This window comes from Blastococcus sp. TML/C7B (genome assembly GCF_016612845.1).
Taxonomy (GTDB): domain Bacteria; phylum Actinomycetota; class Actinomycetes; order Mycobacteriales; family Geodermatophilaceae; genus Blastococcus.
The window spans coordinates 64,676-87,629 of record NZ_JAEOAA010000002.1 but is presented as its reverse complement, the minus strand read 5'-3'; the positions used below and the strand labels follow the sequence as shown (position 1 = coordinate 87,629).

Sequence of the window (22,954 nt, the reverse complement as noted above, 5' to 3'; positions counted from 1 at the left end):
CCCGCTAGGTTCTCCCCCGTGCTGAACGTCCTCTCGATCCAGTCCCACGTCGCCTACGGGCACGTCGGCAACGCCGCCGCCGTCTTCCCGCTCCAGCGGCTGGGGGTCGAGGTGTGGCCGGTGCACACCGTGCAGTTCTCCAACCACACCGGCTACGGCGCCTGGACCGGGCGCGTCTTCGACGGGCAGGCCGTGGAGGAGGTCGTCGACGGCATCGCCGACCGCCAGGTGCTCGCGCACTGCGACGCCGTCCTCTCCGGCTACCTGGGCTCGGCCGACATCGGGCACGCGGTGCTGCAGACGGTCTCCCGGGTGCGGGCCGCCAACCCCGATGCGCTGTACCTGTGCGACCCGGTGATCGGCGACGTCGGCCGCGGCGTCTTCGTCCGTCCCGGCATCGAGGAGCTGATGCGCGAGGTGACCGTCCCGGCCGCCGACGTCGTCACCCCCAACCACTTCGAGCTCGACCTGCTCTCCGGGATGACCACCCGCTCGCTGGAGTCGGTGAAGGACGCCGTCGCCGCCGTGCAGGCGCTCGGCCCGCGGGTCGTGCTCACCACGTCGCTGGACACCGAGGACACCCCGGCCGACGCGGTGGACCTGCTGGCCTCGGCCGAGGGGCGGCACTTCCGCGTCCGGACGCCGAAGCTGGGCGTCTCGGTCAACGGTGCCGGTGACGCGATCGCCGCGCTGTTCCTGGCCCACCTGCTCAAGACCGGCTCGCCGGCCGACGCCCTGGCCGCGGCCGCCGCGTCGGTGTTCGGCCTGCTGGCGCGCACCGAGGCCGAGGGTTCGCGGGAGATCCTGCTGGTCGCCGCCCAGGACGAGTTCGTGCAGCCCAGCCGCACGTTCCCCGTCGAGGAGGTCTGACCGCCGCGGCTCAGCCGCGCACCGCGACCCCGAGGACCTGCGGGGCGGTCGGCGCCGGGAGCCGCACGTCGGGGAAGCGGAAGCGCTCCACCCGCTCGACGGCGAACCCGGCGTCGGTGATCGCGTCGAGCGTCTGCCGGGAGCAGTGGCAGCCGCCGCCGACGGCGGGCCAGACGGTGCGGTCGAGCAGGCGCTGCACCCGCGCGGCGCCGGGACGCCCGGACCGCACGTGCTCCCAGAACAGCAGCCGGCCGCCGGGCCGCAGCACCCGCCGCAGCTCCGCGAGGGCGGTGGCCTGGTCGGGGACGCTGCACAGCACGAGCGAGGCGACGGCGGTGTCGACGGACGCGTCCGCGGCGGGCAGGGCGTCGGCGGTGCCGTCGACGACGGTGACGGGGACGCCGGCCCGCTCCCCGGCCTGCTCGGCGAGCGTGCGCAGGTGCGGCTCGGGCTCCACCGCGAGCACTTCGTCGACGCCGGGCGGGTAGTGCGCGAAGTTCGCGCCGGTGCCCGCACCGAGCTCGAGCACCCGCCCCCGCGCTTCCGCGAGCAGCCGCGCGCGGTGCTCCGCCGCGCCGTGCTCCTCCGCCGCCGCGGCGATCCGCACCCACATCCGCGCGAACCAGGGGTGGTGCACCGTCGTCCCGCCCGCGCTCCGGGTCATGGCCTCACCCTGGCCCGCGCCCGCCCGGCGCGGCAAGGGGCGCCTGTCCCTCCCGGTCGCGCGTGCCGGCCGACTCCCGCGTGATCAACGCGCACTGGTGGTCGCCTCAGCCGTCGTCAAGACGACCCTCAGCGCGCGTTGATCATGGTTCGGCGGCCCGCGGCGGAGCGGCACGAGGGACGTTCCTGCCACTGGGTCCCACCCCGCCCGACTGAACGCGCCGGCCCGCGCGAGGATGCCACCGTGGACGATCGTCCGATCCGACGCTTCCGGCCGGACCCCGGCATGGCCGCACCGACCGACGAGCAGCGTGCCCGCTGGCCGCTGACGGTCCCCGCTGTGGCCCAGCTCCTCGCCGAGGGGCTCGAGATGCCGTCAGGCGCTCTGGTGCTGGTCGGCGAGAACGGCTCGGGCAAGTCAACGGTGATGGAGCTGCTCGCCGTGACGCTCGGCCTCAACCCCGAGGGCGGGTCGGTGAACACCCGGCATCGCACCCGGGCCAGCGAGCCGGGATCGATGGGGCTGGTGGTAGAGCGCAGTCCCGGAGCTTCTCGGTGGGGGTACTTCCTGCGTGACGAGACGCTGCACGGGCTCTACTCCTACCTGGAGGCCAACCCGAGCTCGCGCTCCTCGGAACCCCGATTCCACGAGCTGTCACACGGCGAGGCGTTCCTGCAGGTGCTCGGCGATCGCGCCCGAGGGGCCGGCACCTACCTGCTCGACGAGCCCGACGCGGCGCTCTCCTTCGGCGGCAGCCTGGCGCTGGTCGCCGCACTGCTGGACCTGGTGGCGGCTGGTGCGCAGGTCGTCGTCGCCAGTCACTCTCCGGTCATCGCGGCGCTGCCTGGCGCGCAGTTGCTGGAGGTCGGCAGTTGGGGCATGCGGCCGGCCCGGTGGGAGGAGTTGGAGCTGACCCGCAGCTGGCGGCAGTTCCTGGCCGCACCGGCGTCCTACCTACGCCACCTCTCCTGAGCCGGCGCCCTGCGCTTCTGCTCGGTCCCCCCGTTCCCACGCCGATCCGCCTGCGCGTCGCCTCGCGCCGTCCCGAGGCGACGCTCGTCCGCATCCGGGCGGCATCGGGACGTGCGCGGGTGACCGACGACGCAGCGGGGAGGGCACCGGAGCGCGGATACTGTCCAGTCGTGCCCCTCGTGAACCCGACCGTGTCCCGCGCTGCCCGGACGGAGCTCCGATGAGCGTCGTCGAGGAGCGCGCCGGCGGATCGCGCCCGGCACAGGAGGCCGTCGGCGAGGCCCGGCGCCGCCGCACGTTCGCCGTCATCAGCCACCCGGACGCCGGCAAGTCCACGCTCACCGAGGCGCTCGCCCTGCACGCCCGCGTCATCGGCTCGGCCGGCGCGGTGCACGGCAAGGCCGGCCGGCGCGGCACCGTGTCGGACTGGATGGACATCGAGAAGGCCCGCGGCATCTCGATCACGTCGGCCGCGCTGCAGTTCGAGTACCGCGACGCGGTCATCAACCTGCTCGACACCCCCGGCCACGCCGACTTCTCCGAGGACACCTACCGCGTGCTGACCGCGGTCGACGCCGCGGTCATGCTGGTCGACGCCGCGAAGGGCCTCGAGGCGCAGACGATGAAGCTGTTCGCCGTCTGCCGGCACCGCGGCATCCCGGTGCTCACCGTGATCAACAAGTGGGACCGCCCGGGCAAGGACGCGCTCGAGCTCATGGACGAGATCAGCGAGCGCACCGGCCTCACGCCGACGCCGCTGACCTGGCCGGTCGGCATCGCCGGCGACTTCCGGGGCGTCCTCGACCGCGCCGACGGGACCTACCGCCGGTTCACCCGCACCGCCGGCGGCGCCACCATCGCGCCGGAGGAGACGCTGCCCGCGGCCGCCGCGCTGGCCCGCGAGGGCGACGCCTGGCAGCAGGCCGTCGAGGAGGTCGAGCTGCTGGAGGCCAGCGGCCAGGACCACGACCAGTCGTTGTTCCTCGACGGCGTGACGACGCCGGTGCTCTTCGCCTCGGCGGTGTCGAACTTCGGCGTCGGCGCGCTGCTGGACACCCTCGTCGACCTCGCGCCCGCCCCCACCGGCATGCCCACCGCCGACGGCGCGGTGCGCGAGCTCACCGATCCGTTCAGCGCCTTCGTGTTCAAGGTGCAGGCCGGCATGGACACCGCGCACCGCGACCGGCTCGCGTTCATCCGGATCTGCTCGGGCGTCTTCGAGCGCGGCATGGTCGTGACCCACGCCCGCACCGGCCGCCCGTTCGCCACCAAGTACGCCCAGCACGTCTTCGGTCGCGACCGCGAGAGCATCGACACCGCCTACCCCGGCGACGTCGTCGGCCTGGTCAACGCCAACGCCCTCGGCGTCGGCGACACGCTGTACGCCGACCGCCCGGTGCAGTTCCCGCCGCTGACCACCTTCGCGCCCGAGCACTTCGCCGTCTGCCACAGCAAGGACGCCGCCAAGCACAAGCAGTTCCGCAAGGGCATCCAGCAGCTGGACAGCGAGGGCGTCGTCCAGGTGCTCACGTCCGACCGCCGCGGCGACGGCACCCCGGTGCTCGCCGTCGTCGGGCCGATGCAGTTCGAGGTCGCGCAGCACCGCATGGCGCACGAGTTCGGCGCCCCGGTCGAGCTGGACCGGCTGCCGTACAGCCTGGCGCTGCGCACCGACGAGGCGTCGGCGCCGGGCATCCTGGCCGCGGCCCGCAACGCGGAGATCCTGCGCCGTGCCGACGGCGAACTGCTCGCCGTCTTCCCGGACAAGTGGGGCCTGCGCGTGCTCCAGCAGAACAAGCCCGAGCTGACCCTGGAGCCGCTGGTCGCCGCCCAGCTCTGAGCCGGCCCAGCGCGGACCGGCTCAGCGCAGGCAGGCTCAGCGCGGGCCCGGCACCTCCGCCCGGCGGGTCGCGGTGAGCAGCAGGTACTCCCACTCCAGGCCACCGTCCCGTTCGAACCGCCGAAGGAGGTCGGCCAGGGCGGCGTCCAGCTCCGCGGCCCGCTCGGGCTCGTCGGCCAGGGCCCTGTAGACGGCGATGGTCGGGCCGTACCGCGCCTTGAAGTAGTCGCGGAACTCCTCGCCGGTGCCGAAGATCCCGACCGGCAGGGCCCGTCGCTCGACGCGGACGTCGGTGACCCGGTCGCCCAGCAGTTCGCGCACGTGCTGCTCGTCGCCCCACAGCGGCGGCGGCTGCGCCCCGGGCGGGGGCGGCGGCGCGTAGGGCTTCATGGTGGCGAACATCTGGCCGATGAAGCCCTCCGGCGTCCAGTTGATCAGCCCGATGCGACCACCCGGCCGGCACACGCGGAGCAGCTCGTCGGCCGCGGCAGCGTGGTGCGGCGCGAACATCACGCCGACGCACGAGACGACGACGTCGAACTCCCCGTCGGCGAACGGCAGTGCCTCCGCGTCGGCCTCGCGCCACTCCAGCTGCAGCCCGCGCTCCGCGGCGCGCGCCCGGCCCGCCTCGAGCAGCTCCGGGGTGAGGTCGGAGGCCACCACCCGCGCGCCGGCCTCGGCGGCGGCGAGCGCGATGTTGCCGGAGCCGGCGGCGACGTCGAGGACGCGGTCCCCGGGACCGATGCCGCACGCCGCGACCATCGCCGGGCCGAGGTCGAGCAGCAGGTCGTCGGCGAGCGCGGGGTAGTCCCCCGTCGCCCACATCGCGCGGTGCCGAGCCTTGAGGGCGCGGTCGGCGTCGGCGGGTGTGCCGGTCGTGGAGGTCATTCGTCCGGGGCCTTCGGTGCGCAGGGCCGGCGCCCCCGTGCGCCGGTGTGCTGGGTCAGCGCCGCCCAGGCTGGCCCGGCGCGCGCCGTGCCCGACAGGGTCCGAGGGCCCGGCTCAGCCGATCCCGCCGGCCCGCAGCACGGCCAGCACCCGGTCCACGGTCGCTTGCTCCACCGGCAGGTGCGGCAGGACGGCGGGCAGCTCCTCGGCCTCGAGCCCGCCGTCGGCGAGCGCGGCCATCAGCAGGTCGGCCTCGCCCGGGGGCACGGGCACCGCGCAACCGGACTCCTCCAGCGCGGCACGGGCGAGGAACAGCGCGCCGGCCAGGCTGTCGTCCGGCACGGCGGCCGCCGCGGCATCCGGTGCGGCCGCCCGGGTCACCGCCTCCGCGGCGCGCACCAGGGACAGGGGCAGCCCCTCGGTCTCCACCTCGAGCAGCGGCGTCGCACCCAGCGCGGCGAGGACGAGCTGCTCGGCGACGATGCGCACCGGCGCCTCCCACTCCCCCGCCCGCACGACGGCGGCCAGGTCGTCGGCGTCCTCCCCGACGTCCTCGGCGAGCTCGGCCCAGGCGACGGGCCGGCGGCTGCGCGCGCGCTCGGCCGCCGCGACGCAGGTCGCCTGCACGAAGGGGGCCAGCAGCTCCTCGTCGAACCGCTCGGCGTGCACGCCGCCCTCGGGCGCCAGCGCGTTCAGCGCGTCCTGGAAGCTCCCCGGCACGGCGTCGGCGAGCTCCAGCCGGCCGTCGTCGTCCCCGCTGAGCGGCAGCCCGCCGGCGGCGCGTTCCCCCAGCGTGGGCCCCGTGGGCTGCGGCAGCCCGCCGCGGCGGCGCAGGTGCGGGCGGTCGGAGAGCCCGACGGCCCAGGCGCAGGTCTCGGCGATCAGCGCGGGCGCCCGCTCGCGCAGCACCTCCCGGGCCAGCAGCCCCATCCAGTCCACCTCGAACACGCGCTCCAGTGTCCCCGCGCGCGGCGGTCAGGCGGCGGGCTCGCTCAGCGGCAGCAGCACCTGGAAACGGGTGTCGCCGGGCTCGGAGACCACGCGCAGGTCCCCGCCGTGCCGCTTGACCACCACCCGCCAGGACACGTCCAGGCCCAGGCCGGTCCCCTGCCCGACGGGCTTGGTGGTGAAGAACGGCTCGAAGACCCGGGCGCGCAACTCCGGCGGGATGCCGGGGCCGGTGTCACCGACCTCGACCAGCGCGCAGTCCCCGTCGCGGGCGGTGCGCAGCGTCAGGGTGCCGGCGCCCTCCATCGCCTCGAGCGCGTTGGCGATCAGGTTGGTCCACACCTGGTTGAGCTCGCCGGCGTAGGCGGGCACCTCCGGCAGGCCGCGGTCGTACTCCTTGACCACGGTGACGCCGGGCCCGATCTTGCCGCCGAGCATGACCAGCGTGGCGTCCAGCCCGTCGTGCAGGTCGGTGGGCTGGTGCGGCGTGCGGTCCATCTGCGAGTACTGCTTGGCGGCGTCCACCAGATTCGAGATCCGGCGGGTGCTGTCGGTGATCTCCAGCAGCAGGCTCTCGGTCTCCACCGTGTAGCCCAGCCAGCGCAGCGCCGGCTCCACCGACGACGCCGCGACCGCCTCCGGCACGCGGTCCAGGTCGGCCGGGCCGAGGCCCGCCGCGACGAAGACGGTCGCCAGCTCCCAGGGCCGGGCGACGTCGTGGTCGGCCAGCCAGTCCTCGAGCGCGCCCTCCAGGTCCGAACGCTCCAGCGCCGGGAGGTCGCGCGCGCCGGGGATGCGGGCGACGAACTCCTCCTGCAGCCCGGTGAGCGCGCGCAGCATCGCGCCGTCGAACGCGCCCCCGGCGAGCATCGCCAGCTTGTGCCGCATGCCGGCGAACCGCTCACGGAGCGCGTCGGTCGCCCGTGCCGCCGCGGCCGCTGGGTTGTTGAGCTCGTGGGTGAGACCGGCGGTCAGCTTGCCCATCGCGAGCAGCCGCTCGCGCTGGCCGACGAGCTCGGCCGAGTTCCGCTGCCCGATGAACAGCCCCTCCAGCAGGTGCACCGCCATCGGGTACCACCGGCGGAAGACCTCGGCGAACGGGCCGGCGGGAAGGGCGAGGAAGCGGCAGCCGGTCACCGCCCGCACCGTGGCGGGGTAGCGCTGCTCGAGCCGGTCGCCGAAGTAGAACTGCACGGCGCCCGAGTAGACGCCGCGGTGCGCGGTCCGCACCGTCTCGACCTCGCTGCCGCCGACGACGCGGACCATCGTCATCGTCCCCTCGAGCAGGACGAAGAAGCACTCGGCCGGCTCGCCCTCGACCGAGACGTCGGTGCCGGCGGGGACCGCGACGACGTCGCCGTTCTCCGCCACCCAGGCCAGCTGCGCGTCGTCGAGGTCGGCGAACAGGAACAGCTCGCGCAGCTCCGCCGGGGTCAGGCCCTCGTGCGTGCTGGTCATCGCTCCCCCAGGTACCGGTGCACGAGGGTGACCGCCATGGCACCCTCGCCGACGGCCGAGGCGACCCGTTTGACCGACTCCGCCCGCACGTCCCCGGCCACGAACACCCCCGGCACGCTGGACTCCAGCAGGTAGGGGTCGCGGTCCGGCCCCCAGCCGCGCGGCCGGCCGCCGTCGGCGAGCAGCCCGGGCCCGGTGGGGATGAAGCCGCGCTCGTCGCGGACCACGACGCCGTCCAGCCAGTGCGTGCGCGGCTCGCCGCCGATGAAGACGAACAGGTGGCCCACCGGCACCCGGGTCTGCTCGCCGGTCCGCGCGTCGTGCAGCGTGACCGCGTCGAGGTGGTCGGTGCCGTGCGCCTCGGCGACCGACGTGCAGGTGTGCACGTGCACGTTGTCGATCTCGGCGAGCTGCTCGACCAGGTAGTGCGACATCGTCGCGGCCAGCGAGGGCCCGCGGCAGAGCAGGTGCACCGAGCTGGCGTAGCGGGCGAAGAACACCGCCGCCTGCCCGGCCGAGTTGGCGCCGCCGACGATGACGACCTTCTCCCCCGCGCACGCGGCGGCCTCGGTCATCGCCGAGCCGTAGTAGACGCCGCGGCCGGTGAGCTCCTCGGCGCCCGGGACGCCCAGGCTGCGGTAGGAGACGCCGGTGGCCAGGACGACGGCGTGCGCGGCGAGCGCGCTGCCGTCGTCGAAGCGCACCACCCGCTTGGGGCCGTGCACCTCGAGGGCCACGCAGTCGCGGGTCAGCAGCATCTCCACGCCGAACCGGCGCGCCTGCCGGCGGGCGCGGTCGGCGAGCTGCCCGCCGGAGATGCCGTCGGGGAAACCCAGGTAGTTCTCGATCCGGCTGCTCTGCCCGGCCTGGCCGCCGGTCGCCTCGCGCTCGACGAGCACGGTGCGCAGCCCCTCGGACGCCCCGTAGACCGCCGCGCCCAGCCCGGCCGGCCCGCCGCCGACCACGACGAGGTCGTAGAACTCCTGCTCGGCCGCGACGCTCAGGCCGACCACCGTGGCCAGCTCGCTCTCCGACGGCGCCTTCAGCACCGCGCCCTCGGCGGTCACGATCACCGGGACGTCGTCGGGTGTCGCGCCGGCCAGCTCCAACAGCCGTTGCCCGTCGGGCTCGTCGGCGCTGTACCAGCGGTACGGGACGGCGTTGCGGGCCAGCAGGTCGCGGGCCCGGAACGACGGCGCCGACCACCGGTGCCCGACCAGCTTCACGCCGTCGACCGACGCCTCCGGGCTCTGCCGCCACGCCTCGATCATCTGGTCGACGACCGGGTAGAGCTTCTCCTCCGGCGGGTCCCACGGCTTGAGCAGGTAGGCGTCGACGTCGACGACGTTGATCGCCCGGATCGCCGCGTCGGTGTCCGCGTAGGCGGTGAGCAGCGCGCGGCGGGCCCGGGGGACGACGTCCATCGCGCGCTCGAGGAACTCGACGCCGTTCATGTCCGGCATCCGGTAGTCGGCGAGCACCGCGACGACGACGTCCCCGCGCAGGGTCAGCTCGCGCAGCGCGTCCAGCGCCTCGGGTCCGGACGACGCCCGCAGCACGCGGAACTCCTCGCCGTAGCGACGGCGGAGGTCGCGCGCGACGGCCCGGGACACGCCGGGGTCGTCGTCCACGCTGAGGAGGACGGGTCTGCCCATGTGCGACTCCTGTCCGGCGCGGACCGGTCGGGGCCGGAGGGGCGGGGTCCGCGCGGCGGCGCCCACGCTAGCCCCGGGATCGCCCCGGGTGCACCCTCCCGACGCACGTGAACGGGGACCTTCCCCGGCCCCGCCGGCGTCCGTACGGTGGCGCGCAGCGAGCCCCGGCGAGAGGGAGCGGATGAGCGACCCGGCGATCGATCCCGCGGTTCCGCCGTCGGGCACGGGCTGCGTCGAGTGCGACGAGCTCGGCGGCTGGTGGTTCCATCTGCGCCGGTGCGCCGCCTGCGGCCACGTCGGCTGCTGCGACTCCTCCCCCGGGCAGCACGCCCGCGCGCACGCCGCGGCCGCCGGCCACCCGGTGGTGCGCAGCTTCGAACCGGGCGAGGACTGGTTCTGGAGCTTCGCCACCGGCGCGGGGGTGCCCGGCGCCGAGCTCGCCCCGCCGCAGTCCCGGCCGGCCGACCAGCCGGCACCGGGGCCGCGCGGCCGGGTGCCCGCCGACTGGCGGTCCCGGCTGCACTGACCACGGCGGCCGGCCGGGGCGGCTCACTCCGCGGCGGCCCCGGCGGTGCTGCCCTCGGCCTGCTCGCTGCTCGGCGCACCGACCCACACGGTCTTGGCGTTCATGAACTCCCGCATGCCGAGCTCGGTCAGCTCACGGCCGTAGCCGCTCTGCTTGACCCCGCCGAAGGGCAGCTCGGGGAAGCTGGTGGTCATCCCGTTGATGAACGCCATGCCCGAGGCGATGTCGCGGACGAACTGCGCCCGCTCGTCCTCGTCCTCGCTCCACAGGTTGCTACCCAGGCCATACGGGTGGCTGTTGGCGATCTCGATCGCCTCGTCGAGGGAGTCGACGGTGAACAGCGCGGCCACCGGCCCGAACACCTCCTCGGCGTAGAGGTCCATCTCCGGGGTGATGCCGCTGAGCAGGGTGGGCTCGTAGAACCAGCCGGGGCGGTCGACCCGCTTCCCGCCGGTGAGCACGGTCGCGCCCTTGGCGACGGCGTCCTGCACGTACTTCTCGACGTCCTCCAGGCCGGACTCGGTCGCCAGCGGCCCTATCTGGGTGGCCTCGTCCATCGGGTCGCCGACGGTGAGGTCGGCGATCTTGGCGGTGAACAGCCGGGTGAACTCCTCGGCGACGTCGCGGTGCACGAAGAACCGCTTGGCGGCGATGCAGCTCTGCCCGTTGTTCTGGTTGCGGGAGGTCACCGCCACCTCGGCGGCCCGGTCCAGGTGCGCCGAGGGCATGACGATGAACGGGTCGCTGCCGCCGAGCTCGAGCACCGTGGGCTTCAGCGCGTCGCCGGCGATCGACGCGACCGACTGCCCGGGCCGGGGCGCTACCGGTGAGGGTCGCCGCGGCGACCCGGTCGTCCCGCAGCACCCGCTCGATGGTCGAGGAACCGATGAGCAGGGTCTGGAAGACGTCGTCGGGGAAGCCGGCCTTGCGGAACAGCTCCTCCATGTACAGCGCCGTCTGCGGCACGTTGCTCGCGTGCTTCAGCAGGCCGACGTTGCCGGCCATGAGGGCCGGGGCGGCGAAGCGCATCGCCTGCCACAGCGGGAAGTTCCACGGCATGACGGCCAGGACGACGCCGATCGGCTGGTGGACGACGTAGGCCTGCGTCGCGCCCACGGCGTCGGCGTCGCAGGGCTGCGGCTCCAGGAGCGCGGGGCCGTGCTCTGCGTACCAGCGCAGCGCCGCGGCGCACTTGCCCACCTCGGCCTTGGCGGAGGCGAGCGTCTTGCCCATCTCGGTCGTCATGAGCTCGGCGACCGCGTCGGTGTCGGCGTCCAGCACGTCGGCGGCGTCGCGCAGCCATTCCGTGCGCTGCGCGGGGGTGGTCCGCCGGTAGGTCGCGGCGGCGGCGGCGGCGCGGGCGAGCTTGTCCTCGAGGGCGTCGTCCGACAGCGGCTCGAAGGTCCGGAGCGTCTCTCCGGTGGTCGGGTTGGTGGTGGCGATGGCCATGGTGGGTCCCTCCGTCGATCGCGCAGCTCACCTGCCCGGGGCGGCGCGGGTGAAACCGCCGCTCCGGCGAGCGGACCGGGGCAACTGCTCCTACCTTCCGCTCGTGGACCTGTTCCGGACCAAGTCCGTGGAGCGCATCGGCGCCGACGCCGAGGGCGACGGCGAGGGCTCCGTCGGCTCGCTGCGCAAGAACCTCAGCGCCCGGCACCTCGTCGGCTTCGGCATCGGCATCGTGATCGGCACCGGGATCTTCACGCTCACCGGCGTGGAGGCGCGCGACACCGCGGGCCCCGCCGTCGTGCTCTCGTTCGCGATCGCCGGCGTCGTCGCCCTGCTGGCCGCCCTCTGCTACGCCGAGCTCGCCGCCAGCGTGCCGACGGCGGGCAGCGCGTACTCCTACGCCTACGCGACCACCGGCGAGCTGATCGCCTGGATCATCGGCTGGGACCTGTTCCTCGAGTTCGCCCTCGGGGCCGCCGTCGTCGCCCGGGGGTGGTCGGGGTACGTGGGCAACCTGCTCGACCTGCCGACGGCGTGGTTCGGCGAGGAGTCCACGATCAACGTGGGCGCCGCGCTCATCGTGCTGGTCCTCACCGTGGTCGCCGCGCTCGGCATCCGCGAGTCCGCCCGGGTGACCAGCCTGCTGGTCGTGGTCAAGGTGTCCATCTGCGTCTTCGTGATCGTCGCCGGCGCCTGGTTCGTCCGCGGCGCCAACCTCACCCCGTTCATCCCGCCGAGCCGGGGCGGCGAGGACGCCGACGGGCTGCAGCAGCCGCTGATCTCCGCCGTGGCGGGCATCGAGCCCGCGGTGTTCGGGATCGGCGGCGTGCTCACCGCGGCGGCCGTCGTCTTCTTCGCCTACACCGGCTTCGAGGCGGTGGCGAACCTGTCGGAGGAGACGAAGAAGCCCTCCCGCGACCTGCCGCTCGGCCTGCTGGGCACGCTCGGCCTGGCCACGGCGCTCTACATCGGCGTCTCGTTCGTGCTCGTCGGCATGGTGGACACCCCCGACATCGACCCGAGCGCGCCGATCGCCGACGCCTTCGACCAGGTCGGGCTCGGCTGGGCCTCGACGCTGGTGTCGATCGCCGCGGTCGCCGGCCTGACCTCGGTGATCCTGGTCGACCTGATCACCATGACCCGGATCGGCTTCGCCATGGGCCGCGACGGCCTGCTGCCCCGGTCGGTGGCCCGGGTGAGCCCGCGCACCGGCACCCCGCTGCGCATGACCCTGCTGTTCGCCCTCGCGGTGCTGGTCATGGCCACGTTCATCCCGCTGGGCGTGCTCGCCGACCTGGTCAGCATCGGCACGCTGTTCGCCTTCCTGCTGGTCTCCGCCGCGGTGCCGGTCCTGCGCCGCACGCGCCCGGACCTGGAGCGCCCCTTCCGCGTCCCGCTGTCGCCCCTGGTGCCGGTGCTCGCCGTGCTGGCGTCGCTGTACCTGATGAGCAACCTCAGCGTGGAGACGTGGCTGCGGTTCCTGGCCTGGCTGCTGCTCGGGCTGCTGGTCTACGCGGTCTACGGCTACCGGCACTCCCGGCTGCGCCGGGCGGACGCCGACGCCCCCGCTCCCGCCGCGGCCGGCGGGAACTGAGCGGCGCACCGGACGACGGTTCGTGCACATCCGGTCGCGTCCCCGACCCGGGGACGACGGTTCGTGCACATTCCGGGCGGGGGTCGGCGCGGTCAGGGCCGGCGGAGCAGCTCCTCGAGCGCGGCGCGGGTGCCCTGCTCGCGAATGAGCTCCAGCGTCGTCCGGTAGGCCGCGGTGAACCGCTCGTCGTCCACCAGGTCGCCGAACAGCTCGCGGTCGGCGACGAAGGCCAGCGGGTCCTCGCCCTGCCGGCGGGCGGCGGCCATCAGCCGCTCCCGCAGCGGGTCGACCACCTCGATGGGGCGGCCGTCCTCCCCCACGCCCTCGGCGTACCGGGCCCAGCCGGCCAGGACGGCGACCGAGCAGCGGATGCTGCCGCCCGAGGCCAGGTTCGCCCGCAGCACCGGCAGCAGGAACTTCGGCATCCGGTCGGAGCTCTCCGCGCAGAGCCGGGCCAGGGTGTCGCGCACGGTCGGGTTGGCGAACCGGCCGACGAGGTCGGCCTTGTAGGAGTCCAGGTCGATGCCGGGCACCGGGGGCAGCGTCGGCGTCGCCTCCTCGTCCAGGTAGCCGTGCAGGAAGCGCCGGAACAGCGGGTCCTGGCAGACGTCGTGCACGTGGGTGTGGCCGGCCAGCGCGCCCAGGTAGGCCATCGCCTGGTGGCTGCCGTTGAGCAGCCGCAGCTTCATCAGCTCGTAGGGCTCGACGTCGTCCACCAGCTGCACGCCGACGTCCTCCAGCGGGGGCCGGCCGGTCGGGAACCGGTCCCGTCCAGCACCCACTGGGTCCAGGGCTCGCACACCACCGGCCAGGCGTCCTCGACGCCGAACCGCTGGGCCAGCCGCTCGCGGTGCTCGTCGGTGGTGGCGGGGGTGATCCGGTCGACCATGGAGTTCGGGAACGCGACCTCGCGATCCACCCAGGCGCCCAGCTCGGCGTCCTTCAGGCCGGCGAAGGCGGCGAAGCTGCGCCGGGCGACGTCGCCGTTGCCGGGGATGTTGTCGCAGGACATGACGGTGAACGGCGGGACGCCGCGCGCGCGGCGGCGGACCAGCGCCTCGGTGACCAGCCCGAAGCTGGTGCGCGGCAGGGCCCCGGATTCCAGGTCGGCCCGGACGCCGGCCGACGAGGCGTCGAACTCCCCCGTGACCGGGTCGACGTTGTAGCCACCCTCGGTCACGGTGAGCGAGACGATGCGGATCGCGGGGTCGGTCATCCGCTCCACAACGGCCTCCGGGTCCTCGGGCGCCAGCAGGTACTCGACGACCGAGCCGATCACCCGCGCCCCGAGGTAGCCGTCGGGGTGGCTGACGACCAGCGTGTACAGGTGGTCCTGCGCCACCATGACCTCGGCCATCGAGCGGTCGCCCGGCAGGACGCCGACGCCGACGACGCCCCAGTCCAGCGCCTGCCCGCGCTCCATGAGCCGGTCGAGGTACATCGCCTGGTGGGACCGGTGGAATCCGCCCACGCCGAGGTGCACGATGCCAGCACGCACCCGGTCGCGGTCGTAGCCCGGCGTCGACACCGAGGCGCTGAGCAGGGGAAGGGTGCGGGAGGACAGGGCGGGCACCCGGCGACCTTGCCCCGCGCAGCCCCCACCTAACGGGAGGGGGGAACCGAATCCCGTTCGGGATGTGGGATCGTCGCACCTACACGTCGAGACCGCAGAGCGACTGCGGTCAGGAAAGAGGACCGATGCAGTTGCAGCTGTCCCCGGAGATGCAGGCCTTCCGGGAGGAGATGCGGACCTTCTTCACCACCCAGGTGCCGAAGGAGATCCGTGACAAGGGCGCGAACCGCCACCACCCGACGAAGGACGACTTCGTCACCACGCAGCGCATCCTGAACGCCGCCGGCCTGGCCGTGCCGCACTGGCCGGTCGAGTACGGCGGCCGCGACTGGACGCCGCTGCAGCGCCACATCTACCGCGAGGAGATGCAGCTCGCCCACGTGCCCGAGCCGCTGGCGTTCAACACCAGCATGATCGGCCCGGTGCTGGCGCAGTTCGGCAGCCAGGAGCAGAAGGACCGCTTCCTCGCCAAGACGGCCAACCTCGACATCTGGTGGTGCCAGGGCTTCTCCGAGCCCGACGCCGGTTCCGACCTGGCCGGCCTGCGCACCGTCGCCGTCCAGGACGGCGACGAGTGGGTCGTCAACGGTCAGAAGACCTGGACGACGATGGGGCAGCACGCCGACTGGATCTTCTGCCTGGCGCGCACCGACCCGACGGCGGAGAAGAAGCAGCGCGGCATCTCGATGCTGGTCTTCCCGATGGACACCCCCGGTGTCACGCTGCGCCCGATCGAGCTGCTCGACGGTGGCTTCGAGGTCAACGAGGTCTTCTTCGAGGACGTCCGCGTCCCGTCGGAGAACCTGATCGGCGAGGTCAACAAGGGCTGGGACCAGGCCAAGTTCCTGCTCGGCAACGAGCGCGTGGGCATCGCCCGCGTCGGTGGCACCAAGGGCATGCTGGCCCTGGCCAAGGAGCTCGCCCGCGAGACCACCTACAACGGCCGCCCGCTGCTCGAGGACCCGCGCTACGCCTCGCGCATCGCCGAGATCGAGAACGAGCTCGTCGCCCTGGAGCTGACCGCGCTGCGCGTGGTCGCCAACTCCGCCGACGGCAAGCCGCACCCCGCGTCCTCGGTGCTCAAGCTCAAGGGCTCGGTCCTGCAGCAGGAGGTGACCGAGCTGATCGTCGACATCGCCGGCCCGCTGTCGGTCGCCTCGTTCGCCGAGGAGGGCTCCGACGTGCCCGACTGGGCCCGGGTCTCGGCCCCCGAGTACCTCAACTACCGGAAGGTCTCCATCTACGGAGGCTCCAACGAGGTGCAGCGCGTCATCATCAGCGGCACGATCCTGGGGTTGTGAGATAGCCATGGACTTCACCTACGACAGCGAGCAGAACGACCTGCGCGAGGCCGTGGCGGCGCTGCTGGCGCGCGCCTACGGCGACAGCGAGGTGCGCCGCAAGGTCACCAAGACCGACCCGGGCTTCGACGAGAAGGTCTGGACGCAGCTGGCCGAGATGGGCCTGCTGGGTCTGCCCTTCGCCGAGGAGCACGGCGGAGCGGGCGCCGGCCCGGTCGAGGTTGCGATCGTCGCCGAGGAGATCGGGCGGGTGCTCGCACCCGAGCCGTTCGTCGAGGCGGTCGTGCTGGCCGGTGGCCTGATCAACCGCGTCGGTTCCGACGCGCAGAAGAGCGAGCTGCTGACGGCCCTGTCCGAGGGCAGCTCGATCCCGACCTTCGCGCACACCGAGATCGGCTCCCGCTGGACGCCGACCGCCTCCGCGGTCACGGCCACCGAGGCCGGCGACAGCTGGACCCTCAGCGGCGTCAAGGAGCCGGTGCCGCACGGTGCCCGCGCCGACGTCCTGGTCGTCTCGGCGGCCCTGCCCGGTGGGGGTACCGGCCTGTTCGTCGTGAACGGTGACGCCTCCGGGCTGACCCGCAGCGGCTACCGCAACATCGACGGCACCCGCTCGGCCAACGTCCGGTTCGACAGCACGCCGGCCGCGCCCCTGGGCGAGGGCGGCGACCAGACCGACGCCATCGAGCGGGCGCTCGCCGTGGGCCGGATCGCCTACAGCAACGAGGCCGTCGGCGCGATGGACACGGCGCTGCGCACCACCGTCGAGTACCTCAAGACCCGCAAGCAGTTCGGGGTGACGCTGAACAAGTTCCAGGCGCTGAACTTCCGCGCCGCGGACATGTACATGTCCCTCGAGCTGGCCCGCAGCATCGCGCTGTGGGCGACGGTCGTCCGAGATGACCGGCGGGGACGTCGTCTCCGCCGGCGACCGCGCCCGGCTGCTCACCAGCCGCGCCGGCCGCCACATCGGCAAGGACGCCATCCAGCTGCACGGTGGCATCGGTGTGACCGCCGAGTACAAGGTCGGGCACTACACCGCCCGGCTCACCGCCATCGACCACCTGCTGGGCGACGGCGACTTCGCCGCCGACCGGCTGGCGGCGAAGGTCGGCGACTACCCGACGGTCGACCCGCTGGGCGCCCCGTACGCCTGATCGGCTCCCCGTGAGCCCGCCCTCCGCCTGATCGGCGGGCGGGCCCGCAGGACCGACCGCAGCAGAGCCCCGCTCCCCTTCGTGGGGGCGGGGCTCTGCCGTCCCCGGGGCTCTGCCGTCCCCGAGGCTCTGCCGTTCCAGGAGGCGCTGGCGTTCGCGCAGGTCATGCCTCGACGGGCGCAGCCGTCCGGCCCGCCCCGGGCATGCCAGGGCGGGCTGGGCGTCACTTCTGGTTGATTGCAGTCGCTGTATCGGTGCTGATCAGGTGGGTGTACCGGGGCAGACGCCGATGAGGAACGGTTCGACGATGAGGATCTCGGTGCCGTCGGGGCGGTAGGTGCGCCATCGGCCGTCGGGTGTTCGTTCGATGCGGAAGCCGTGGTGGACCTTGGTGTGGTGCCGTTCGCACAGCAGGCCGGCGTTGTCCTCGCAGGTCTCGCCGCCGTCGATCCAGTGCACCAGGTGGTGCACGTCGCACCAGTAGCTGGGGGCGTCGCAGCCGGCGCTCTGCACATTCAACGACGCCGCAGTGGTGGTCGCGGACCTCGATCGCCCGCCGCAGGTGGGGTGGGAAGCTCCGCTTGTCCCGCCCGACATCGAGGGGGCGGGAGTCCGGGCCCATGACGATGCGGGAGACGTTCCCGTCGCAGGCCAGCCAGCGGGCCTTGGCCGCGGAGATGATCCCGCCGAAGGTCGTCCGCCCGGCGCCGGCGCCCACGCCGGCCTCGGCGGTGGTGTCCACCAGGTCCTCCAGGTCGATCAGCACCCCGATGTGCGGCTTGCGGCCGCGCAGCACCGGCAGCGATCCCGACGCGAGCGCGTTGTCGGCGAGCTGGACCAGCGCGTCGCCGGCCTGCTGGGCGCGGGTGCGGGTGTCCCCGGCCGGGCGGGAGGCCTGCAGGATCGACTCGATCGCGGCCTGGACCTTCTCCCCGCCGACCGCGTCGAGCACGAACCGGCCCACCACCAGGCCCGTGGCGTCCCGGCTCACGGTGAGGCTGCGCTGCTCGGTGGGATCGGGTTCGGGGCCGTCGGGGTCAAGCCGGGCCAGGTAGTGCGCCACCACCTGCCGCAGCTCCTCGTGGGGCCGGTTCATCGCCACCGCGGTCAGCGCCTCGTCGACCTGGGCGATGTCCACGCCCTGGGCCTGCGCGCCGGCCAGGTGCTCCGGGGACGCCACCTGCCCCACCACCCGCACCGCCTCCGGCGGCACGAGGCCCGACCGCGCCGCCGCGGCCAGCGCGGGCAGCGCCTCCAGCGCGCGCCCGTTGCGCACCAACTGGCTCGCCGCGCCCTGGGGCAGCCGGTGGTGCCCGCGCAGCCAGGAGGCCATCGTCGCCTTCCCGTCGTGCTCTGAGGCCTTCGTCAGCTCACCCTCGCGCACCGTCCGCGCCAGCTCGGCATCGATCACGTTCCGGGCACCCACCAGCACGGTCGCGCGCTCCAGCACCGCCGGCCCGAACGACGAGGACAGATCCTCCCCGACCAGCGCCCGCAGCGCACCGGTGAAGCACTCCACCGGCGTCCCGCATCCTGTCGAACACACGTACGAATAGTACCGCGATCGGTGGCATCGGACCAGATGAATCCCCAGGTCAGAGCCCTGTCCACAGATTCGTCGACGTGCTTGACGACCGGCGCCCGGCACCAACGTGCGAGGGGTGCCACCCCTACCCGTGCGGCCCCGCGGCCTCCTCCTCGAGCCAGCGCAGCACCGTGCGATCAGCCTCGACGAGGCCGAGGCCGGTGCGCTCGCGGAGCAGCCGGACGGCCCGCACCCGGTCGCGATCACCGCCGCCGCTCGCAACCGCGAGCACCTCTGCAAGCGCATCGGCGACGGGGATGTGGGAACGCCCGGCCTCCCGGGTCCGAGCGCGGCGCGCCGCCACGGACGCGGCCCCGCCGAACGCGAGAAGGACCAGCGCTACGACCACGGCGACCGTCACGACGTCAGGGTGCCGGACGCGCCCCGCGGGCGCTCAGTCGGAGAGCAATGCCCGGCGCAGCTCGACCGCGTCGGTGCGGACGGTGTCCAGGACGGGGACGACGTCGTCCTCGCGCAGCCGACCGCCGCTGACCCGCACGATCGGCACCGTCTCGTGGTCCTCGCTGGTCAGGCGGGCCGCCACCTCGAAGGAGCTGCGCAGCAGCGCACCTTCCGGGGCCCGGTAGTCGTCGACGTGCTTGAGCGGGGAGATCATCGGGTTCGGGAAGCCCCACTGCTCCAGCGCGACCGCGGTGAGCATCAGGCTGTTGATCCCGTAGCGCCGGGTCTCGGCGGCCCGCCGGCCGGGGAAGGTCGGCTCGGCGGCCACGAGCTCGGCGTAGCCCTCGCTGTCGTTGTGGAACAGCAGCGCCGCCCCCATCTGCGCCAGCAGGCCCACGCAGAGCGCGTCCTGCGGCCGCTCGCCGAAGCGCGGCGCGAGCGTGGACGCGGCCAGGGCCAGGTGCGTGCTGAAGGCCCAGAAGTCCTCGGGCAGCCGCGACTCGTCGTCCAGGTCGGTGAGGGCGACGGTGGCCATCGTGCGCACGGTGGTGAAGCCGACGACGGTGACGGCGAACTGCAGCGAGGTCACCCGCCCGCGCATGCCGAAGTAGGCGGAGTTGGCCAGCTTCATCACGCGGGCGGCCAGCGCGACGTCGGAGGCCAGGATGGTGGCCAGCTCCTTGGAGCTGGTGTCCTCCGAGTTCGCCACCGACACCAGCTGGGCGGCCACCGGTTTCTGGGCGGCCATCGAGTCGATGCTGGCCAGGACCTTCTCGACGTCGAACGTCGGGGCCGGGACGGCCGCGAGCTCCGCGCGCGGGAACGGTGTGACGGTCACGCTTCTCCGGTCTCCCCGTGGGTGGCGAACCAGGCGGCGGTGTGCCCCCCGGTCATGGGCTCGGCCAGGCTGAACCCCTGCAGGTAGGTGGCACCCAGCCGCTGCAGCTCGTCGGCCTGCTCGGCGGTCTCGACGCCCTCGGCAACCGTGCACAGGTTGAGGTTGCGGGCCAGGGCGATGACCGCCGAGGCGATCTCCCCGTGGCCGGCGCTGAGCTCGGCGACGAACGAGCGGTCCACCTTGAGGCAGTCCACCGGCAGGTGCCGCAGGTAGGCCAGCGACGAGTAGCCGGTGCCGAAGTCGTCGATGGTCAGCTCGACGCCGACGTCGCGCAGGTCCTGCAACACCCTCTGCGCCGACGCCGGGTCCTTCATCAGCGCCGACTCGGTGATCTCGATGGAGATCCGCGACGGGTGCAGCCCGTGCCGCTGCAGCGCGGCCGCGACCTGCTCCGGCAGGTTGCCGTCCAGCTGGAGGGCGGACACGTTGACGTTGGCCCGGGGCGGCGCCGCGGCCCCCACCAGGCGGTCCCACTCCGCGAGCTGGCGGCAGGTCTCGTCGAGGACGAACAGGCCCAGCCCCGCGATGAGCCCGCTCTCCTCGGCCAGCGGCACGAACACGGTCGGGCTGATCGTCCCGCGCTCGGGGTGCTGCCACCGCGCGAGCGACTCGACCGCGACCGGCCTGCGGTCCGCGGTGCCGAAGATCGGCTGGTAGTACAGGGTGAGCTCGCGGTGGTCGACGGCGTCGCGCAGCTCGGCGACCATCCGCAGCTTGTCCCGCGCCTCGGCCCGGCCGGCCTGGTCGAGGACGCTGATCCTCCCCTTGCCGCCGGCCTTCGCCTGGTACATGGCGATGTCGCAGTCGCGGATCAGCTCCTCGGCGGCGACGTGCTCGGCGGTCTGCACGGTGACGCCGACGCTGGCGTGGGGACGCACGTCCACCCCGCCCAGCCGCATCGGGCGGCCGAGGGCCTCGGTGATCCGCTCCGCGAGCGCGACGACGGCCTCCTCGTCGACCTGCTCGCAGACGACGACGAACTCGTCGCCGCCGAAGCGCGCCACCAGGTCGCCGGGGCGCACGGTCGCGCGCAGCCGGTTCGCCACCTCGATGAGCAGCTCGTCGCCGGCGGTGTGCCCCAGCGAGTCGTTGACGACCTTGAAGTTGTCCAGGTCGAGGAACAGGCAGGCCAGGCCGCCGGCGCCCGGCCGGAAGCGCTCCGACACGTACTGCGCCAGCAGCGTCCGGTTGGGCAGCCCGGTCAGCGGGTCGTGGTTGGCCTGGTGGGCCAGCCGCGCCTCGAACGCCAGCCGGTCGGTGATGTCCTCGATGGTGGCGACGAAGCCCGCGCCCACGCCGGGGGTGAACAGGTGGGCGAAGCGGATGATCGTCGTCCGCACGGCACCGTCGTCGCGGACCAGGCGGGCCTGGACCTCGACCTCGCCGCCGTCCAGCGCCGCGGAGACCTGCTCGATGACGGCGTCGAGGTCGTCGGTGTGCACCGTGTCGATCCAGCCGGTGCCCAGCATCTGCTCGGCCCCCCGGCCGACCAGGCCGCAGAACGCGTCGTTCACGTGCGCCAGGCGCATGCCCTGCTCGGAGAGCAGGGTCGGCACCGGGGAGCGCTCGGTGAGGGCGGAGAAGCGCCGCTCGTGGGCGTCCGCGGTGGCCCGCAGGGCGCGCTCCTGCTCGTTGGCGGTCGCGCGCAGGAACACCGTCCACCGCCGCCCGCCGGGCGACGGCGTGGTGAGGACGCCGACCTCCACCAGGGCGCCGCTGGCGGTGCGCACGTGCAGGGTGCGGCGGGCGGAGCGCTCGCGGCGCAGCAGCAGCTTGAGCTCACCCCCGCCGAGGGTCGGGAAGAGCTGCTCGACCGGCATCGCGCACAGGTCGGCCGGGCCGTAGCCCAGCAGCTGCACGGCGCCCTCGTTCGCCCAGGTGAACCGCTGGGTGCGTCCGGAGGTCTCGGCCACCAGCAGGGCCAGCGCGTCGCTGACGGCGGCGCTGTAGAAGACCGAGGAGACGATCTCCGACGGGACGTGCTCGTCCGGCGCGGTCGCGGCGGTCACGGTCCCCCTTCCTCATGCGGCGGCGCGCCCGGACGGACGCGACACCAGGTTCTTCGGCCGCATCCGCCCAGCTCTTCGCCCGTTCCCGTGCGATTCGCCCGTTGGGGGTACGCGGGCCGCGGCGGCCCGGCCGGCCTGCCGGGCCGCGGCGTCCCCACTGGCTAGCCTGCGGCCGGAGGAGGTGCCGTCATCCCCCGCACACCCCGCACCCACCGCCGGGCCGCACTCGCCGCCGCCCTGGTGCTGGCGGCCGTCCCCGCCTGCGCCGCCGGGGACGACGAGCCGGGCGCAGTGCTGGCCGATCCCGCGCTCGCCGCGTGCGTCGCGGAGACCGCGGGCCTGCCCGCCGGCACGACCGCCTTCCCCGAGCGCGACCTCGGGGCCATCGAGGAGCTGCACTGCCCCGGCGGTGGCCCCGAGCCCCCCATCCGGTCCCTCGACGGCCTCGAGCGGCTCACCGGGCTGATCAACCTGGACCTGCCGCACCACGAGATCAGCGACCTGGACCCGCTGGCGGCGCTGGAGCGGCTGAGCACGCTGACCCTCACCGGCAACCGGATCAGCGACCTGTCCCCGCTGGCCGGGCTGGAGCTGTTCGACGTCGGCCTCTCGCAGAACCCGGTCAGCGACCTGTCCCCGCTGCGGACCGGCACCCTGCGGGCGCTCGGGGTGGCCTCCGCGCAGATCACCGACCTCACCCCGCTGGCGCGCGCCGAGGGCCTGAGCCGCCTGGACCTCAGCAGCAACGCGATCACCGACGTCTCGCCCCTGGCCGGGCTGCCCGCCCTCGACACGCTGCGGCTGGGCCGGAACCAGGTCGTCGACCCCTCGCCCCTGGGCAGCGTGCCGACGCTGCTGGTGCTCGACCTGTTCGGCAACCGCGTCTCCGCCGTCGGCGGGCTGGCCGACGCCCCGCTGCTGCAGGAGCTCCAGCTGGGCGCCAACCCGCTGACCGACCTCACCCCGCTGCTGCGGGTGCCCACCTTGATCAACCTCGGGCTGGACGAGACCGACGGCACGCGGCTGACCGGCGTGGACGCCCTCCGAACCGCCGGTGTCTCGGTGAACGGACTCGCCTGACCACGCAGTGGGACGACGTGGCAGTGGTCACATCGGCGGGCCCCGGGCGGAGAGCCGGCTCCGACCCAGGCATGATCTGCCGGGA

20 protein-coding genes and 1 pseudogene are annotated in these 22,954 nt (G+C 73.9%); 8 read left to right on the top strand and 13 right to left on the bottom strand.

Annotated elements, in window-relative coordinates:
* Positions 1 to 18: 18 nt before the first annotated feature.
* Positions 19 to 870, top strand: a complete 852-nt coding sequence (pdxY, locus tag JKP76_RS13415) for a pyridoxal kinase PdxY (RefSeq protein WP_200491497.1) — start codon at positions 19 to 21, stop codon at positions 868 to 870.
* Between the two features lie 10 nt (positions 871 to 880).
* On the opposite strand, the gene JKP76_RS13410 is transcribed toward pdxY, so the two are convergent.
* The gene (locus JKP76_RS13410; RefSeq protein WP_242471940.1) at positions 881 to 1,534 is read right to left on the bottom strand and encodes a class I SAM-dependent methyltransferase; all 654 of its coding nucleotides are present in this window, start codon (positions 1,532 to 1,534) and stop codon (positions 881 to 883) included.
* 285 nt (positions 1,535 to 1,819) lie between these two features.
* Here JKP76_RS13410 and JKP76_RS13405 point away from each other — a divergent pair, with 285 nt between their 5' ends.
* Together JKP76_RS13405 and JKP76_RS13400 are read left to right on the top strand one after the other, a co-directional pair.
* A complete protein-coding gene (locus JKP76_RS13405) occupies positions 1,820 to 2,506 on the top strand; it encodes an ATP-binding cassette domain-containing protein (protein ID WP_200491496.1) in 687 nt (228 codons plus the stop codon).
* Positions 2,507 to 2,726: 220 nt separating this feature from the next.
* Positions 2,727 to 4,346, top strand: a complete 1,620-nt coding sequence (locus JKP76_RS13400) for a peptide chain release factor 3 (protein ID WP_200491495.1) — start codon at positions 2,727 to 2,729, stop codon at positions 4,344 to 4,346.
* A gap of 36 nt (positions 4,347 to 4,382) precedes the next feature.
* Here JKP76_RS13400 and JKP76_RS13395 read toward each other — a convergent pair whose 3' ends face one another.
* From JKP76_RS13395 to JKP76_RS13380, 4 genes are all read right to left on the bottom strand, one after another.
* Complete coding sequence (locus JKP76_RS13395; protein WP_200491494.1) at positions 4,383 to 5,234, bottom strand: class I SAM-dependent methyltransferase; 852 nt, start codon at positions 5,232 to 5,234, stop codon at positions 4,383 to 4,385.
* A gap of 114 nt (positions 5,235 to 5,348) precedes the next feature.
* Positions 5,349 to 6,182, bottom strand: a complete 834-nt coding sequence (locus JKP76_RS13390) for a hypothetical protein (protein WP_200491493.1) — start codon at positions 6,180 to 6,182, stop codon at positions 5,349 to 5,351.
* A 27-nt stretch (positions 6,183 to 6,209) separates the two neighbouring features.
* A complete protein-coding gene (locus JKP76_RS13385; protein ID WP_200491492.1) occupies positions 6,210 to 7,640 on the bottom strand; it encodes an ATP-binding protein in 1,431 nt (476 codons plus the stop codon).
* Positions 7,637 to 9,295 carry an FAD-dependent oxidoreductase gene (locus tag JKP76_RS13380; RefSeq protein ID WP_200491491.1) on the bottom strand — a complete coding sequence of 553 codons (1,659 nt, stop codon included), beginning with the start codon at positions 9,293 to 9,295 and terminating at the stop codon, positions 7,637 to 7,639. The genes JKP76_RS13385 and JKP76_RS13380 overlap by 4 nt, the downstream gene beginning before the upstream one ends.
* A gap of 181 nt (positions 9,296 to 9,476) precedes the next feature.
* On the opposite strand from JKP76_RS13380, the gene JKP76_RS13375 reads away from it, so the two are divergent.
* The gene (locus tag JKP76_RS13375) at positions 9,477 to 9,821 is read left to right on the top strand and encodes a UBP-type zinc finger domain-containing protein (RefSeq protein ID WP_200491490.1); all 345 of its coding nucleotides are present in this window, start codon (positions 9,477 to 9,479) and stop codon (positions 9,819 to 9,821) included.
* Positions 9,822 to 9,844: 23 nt separating this feature from the next.
* Here JKP76_RS13375 and JKP76_RS22555 read toward each other — a convergent pair whose 3' ends face one another.
* Both JKP76_RS22555 and JKP76_RS22550 read right to left on the bottom strand, forming a co-directional pair.
* Entirely contained in the window at positions 9,845 to 10,585 is a 741-nt protein-coding gene (locus JKP76_RS22555; RefSeq protein ID WP_309232984.1) for an aldehyde dehydrogenase family protein, read from the bottom strand.
* 109 nt (positions 10,586 to 10,694) lie between these two features.
* Positions 10,695 to 11,270, bottom strand: a pseudogene (locus JKP76_RS22550) (aldehyde dehydrogenase family protein); the annotation flags it as partial.
* Positions 11,271 to 11,373: 103 nt separating this feature from the next.
* Here JKP76_RS22550 and JKP76_RS13365 point away from each other — a divergent pair.
* On the top strand, positions 11,374 to 12,864 hold the full coding sequence (locus JKP76_RS13365; protein WP_200491489.1) for an amino acid permease: 1,491 nt from the start codon (positions 11,374 to 11,376) through the stop codon (positions 12,862 to 12,864).
* A gap of 92 nt (positions 12,865 to 12,956) precedes the next feature.
* On the opposite strand, the gene JKP76_RS22545 is transcribed toward JKP76_RS13365, so the two are convergent.
* Both JKP76_RS22545 and JKP76_RS22540 read right to left on the bottom strand, forming a co-directional pair.
* Complete coding sequence (locus tag JKP76_RS22545) at positions 12,957 to 13,589, bottom strand: hypothetical protein (RefSeq protein ID WP_309232983.1); 633 nt, start codon at positions 13,587 to 13,589, stop codon at positions 12,957 to 12,959.
* The gene (locus tag JKP76_RS22540) at positions 13,553 to 14,437 is read right to left on the bottom strand and encodes a mannitol dehydrogenase family protein (protein ID WP_309232982.1); all 885 of its coding nucleotides are present in this window, start codon (positions 14,435 to 14,437) and stop codon (positions 13,553 to 13,555) included. The genes JKP76_RS22545 and JKP76_RS22540 overlap by 37 nt, the downstream gene beginning before the upstream one ends.
* A 125-nt stretch (positions 14,438 to 14,562) precedes the next feature.
* Between JKP76_RS22540 and JKP76_RS13355 the strand changes: the two genes are divergently transcribed.
* Together JKP76_RS13355 and JKP76_RS13350 are read left to right on the top strand one after the other, a co-directional pair.
* Complete coding sequence (locus tag JKP76_RS13355) at positions 14,563 to 15,738, top strand: acyl-CoA dehydrogenase family protein (RefSeq protein ID WP_200491488.1); 1,176 nt, start codon at positions 14,563 to 14,565, stop codon at positions 15,736 to 15,738.
* Between the two features lie 7 nt (positions 15,739 to 15,745).
* On the top strand, positions 15,746 to 16,909 hold the full coding sequence (locus JKP76_RS13350; protein ID WP_242471939.1) for an acyl-CoA dehydrogenase family protein: 1,164 nt from the start codon (positions 15,746 to 15,748) through the stop codon (positions 16,907 to 16,909).
* Positions 16,910 to 17,118: 209 nt separating this feature from the next.
* Here the strand turns inward: JKP76_RS13350 and JKP76_RS13345 are convergent, their stop codons facing one another.
* From JKP76_RS13345 to JKP76_RS23505, 4 genes are all read right to left on the bottom strand, one after another.
* Positions 17,119 to 18,441 (bottom strand): DUF222 domain-containing protein, encoded by a 1,323-nt coding sequence (locus JKP76_RS13345; protein ID WP_309232981.1) that lies wholly within the window; start codon positions 18,439 to 18,441, stop codon positions 17,119 to 17,121.
* 124 nt (positions 18,442 to 18,565) lie between these two features.
* Positions 18,566 to 18,841 (bottom strand): hypothetical protein, encoded by a 276-nt coding sequence (locus JKP76_RS21130; RefSeq protein ID WP_242471938.1) that lies wholly within the window; start codon positions 18,839 to 18,841, stop codon positions 18,566 to 18,568.
* Positions 18,842 to 18,874: 33 nt separating this feature from the next.
* Entirely contained in the window at positions 18,875 to 19,720 is an 846-nt protein-coding gene (locus JKP76_RS13340) for an HDOD domain-containing protein (RefSeq protein WP_309229744.1), read from the bottom strand.
* The gene (locus JKP76_RS23505; protein ID WP_200491487.1) at positions 19,717 to 21,789 is read right to left on the bottom strand and encodes a bifunctional diguanylate cyclase/phosphodiesterase; all 2,073 of its coding nucleotides are present in this window, start codon (positions 21,787 to 21,789) and stop codon (positions 19,717 to 19,719) included. Before JKP76_RS23505 ends, JKP76_RS13340 begins: the two co-directional genes overlap by 4 nt.
* A gap of 240 nt (positions 21,790 to 22,029) precedes the next feature.
* Here JKP76_RS23505 and JKP76_RS13330 point away from each other — a divergent pair, with 240 nt between their 5' ends.
* Positions 22,030 to 22,869 carry a leucine-rich repeat domain-containing protein gene (locus JKP76_RS13330; protein ID WP_200491486.1) on the top strand — a complete coding sequence of 280 codons (840 nt, stop codon included), beginning with the start codon at positions 22,030 to 22,032 and terminating at the stop codon, positions 22,867 to 22,869.
* The last annotated feature ends 85 nt before the right edge of the window (positions 22,870 to 22,954 follow it).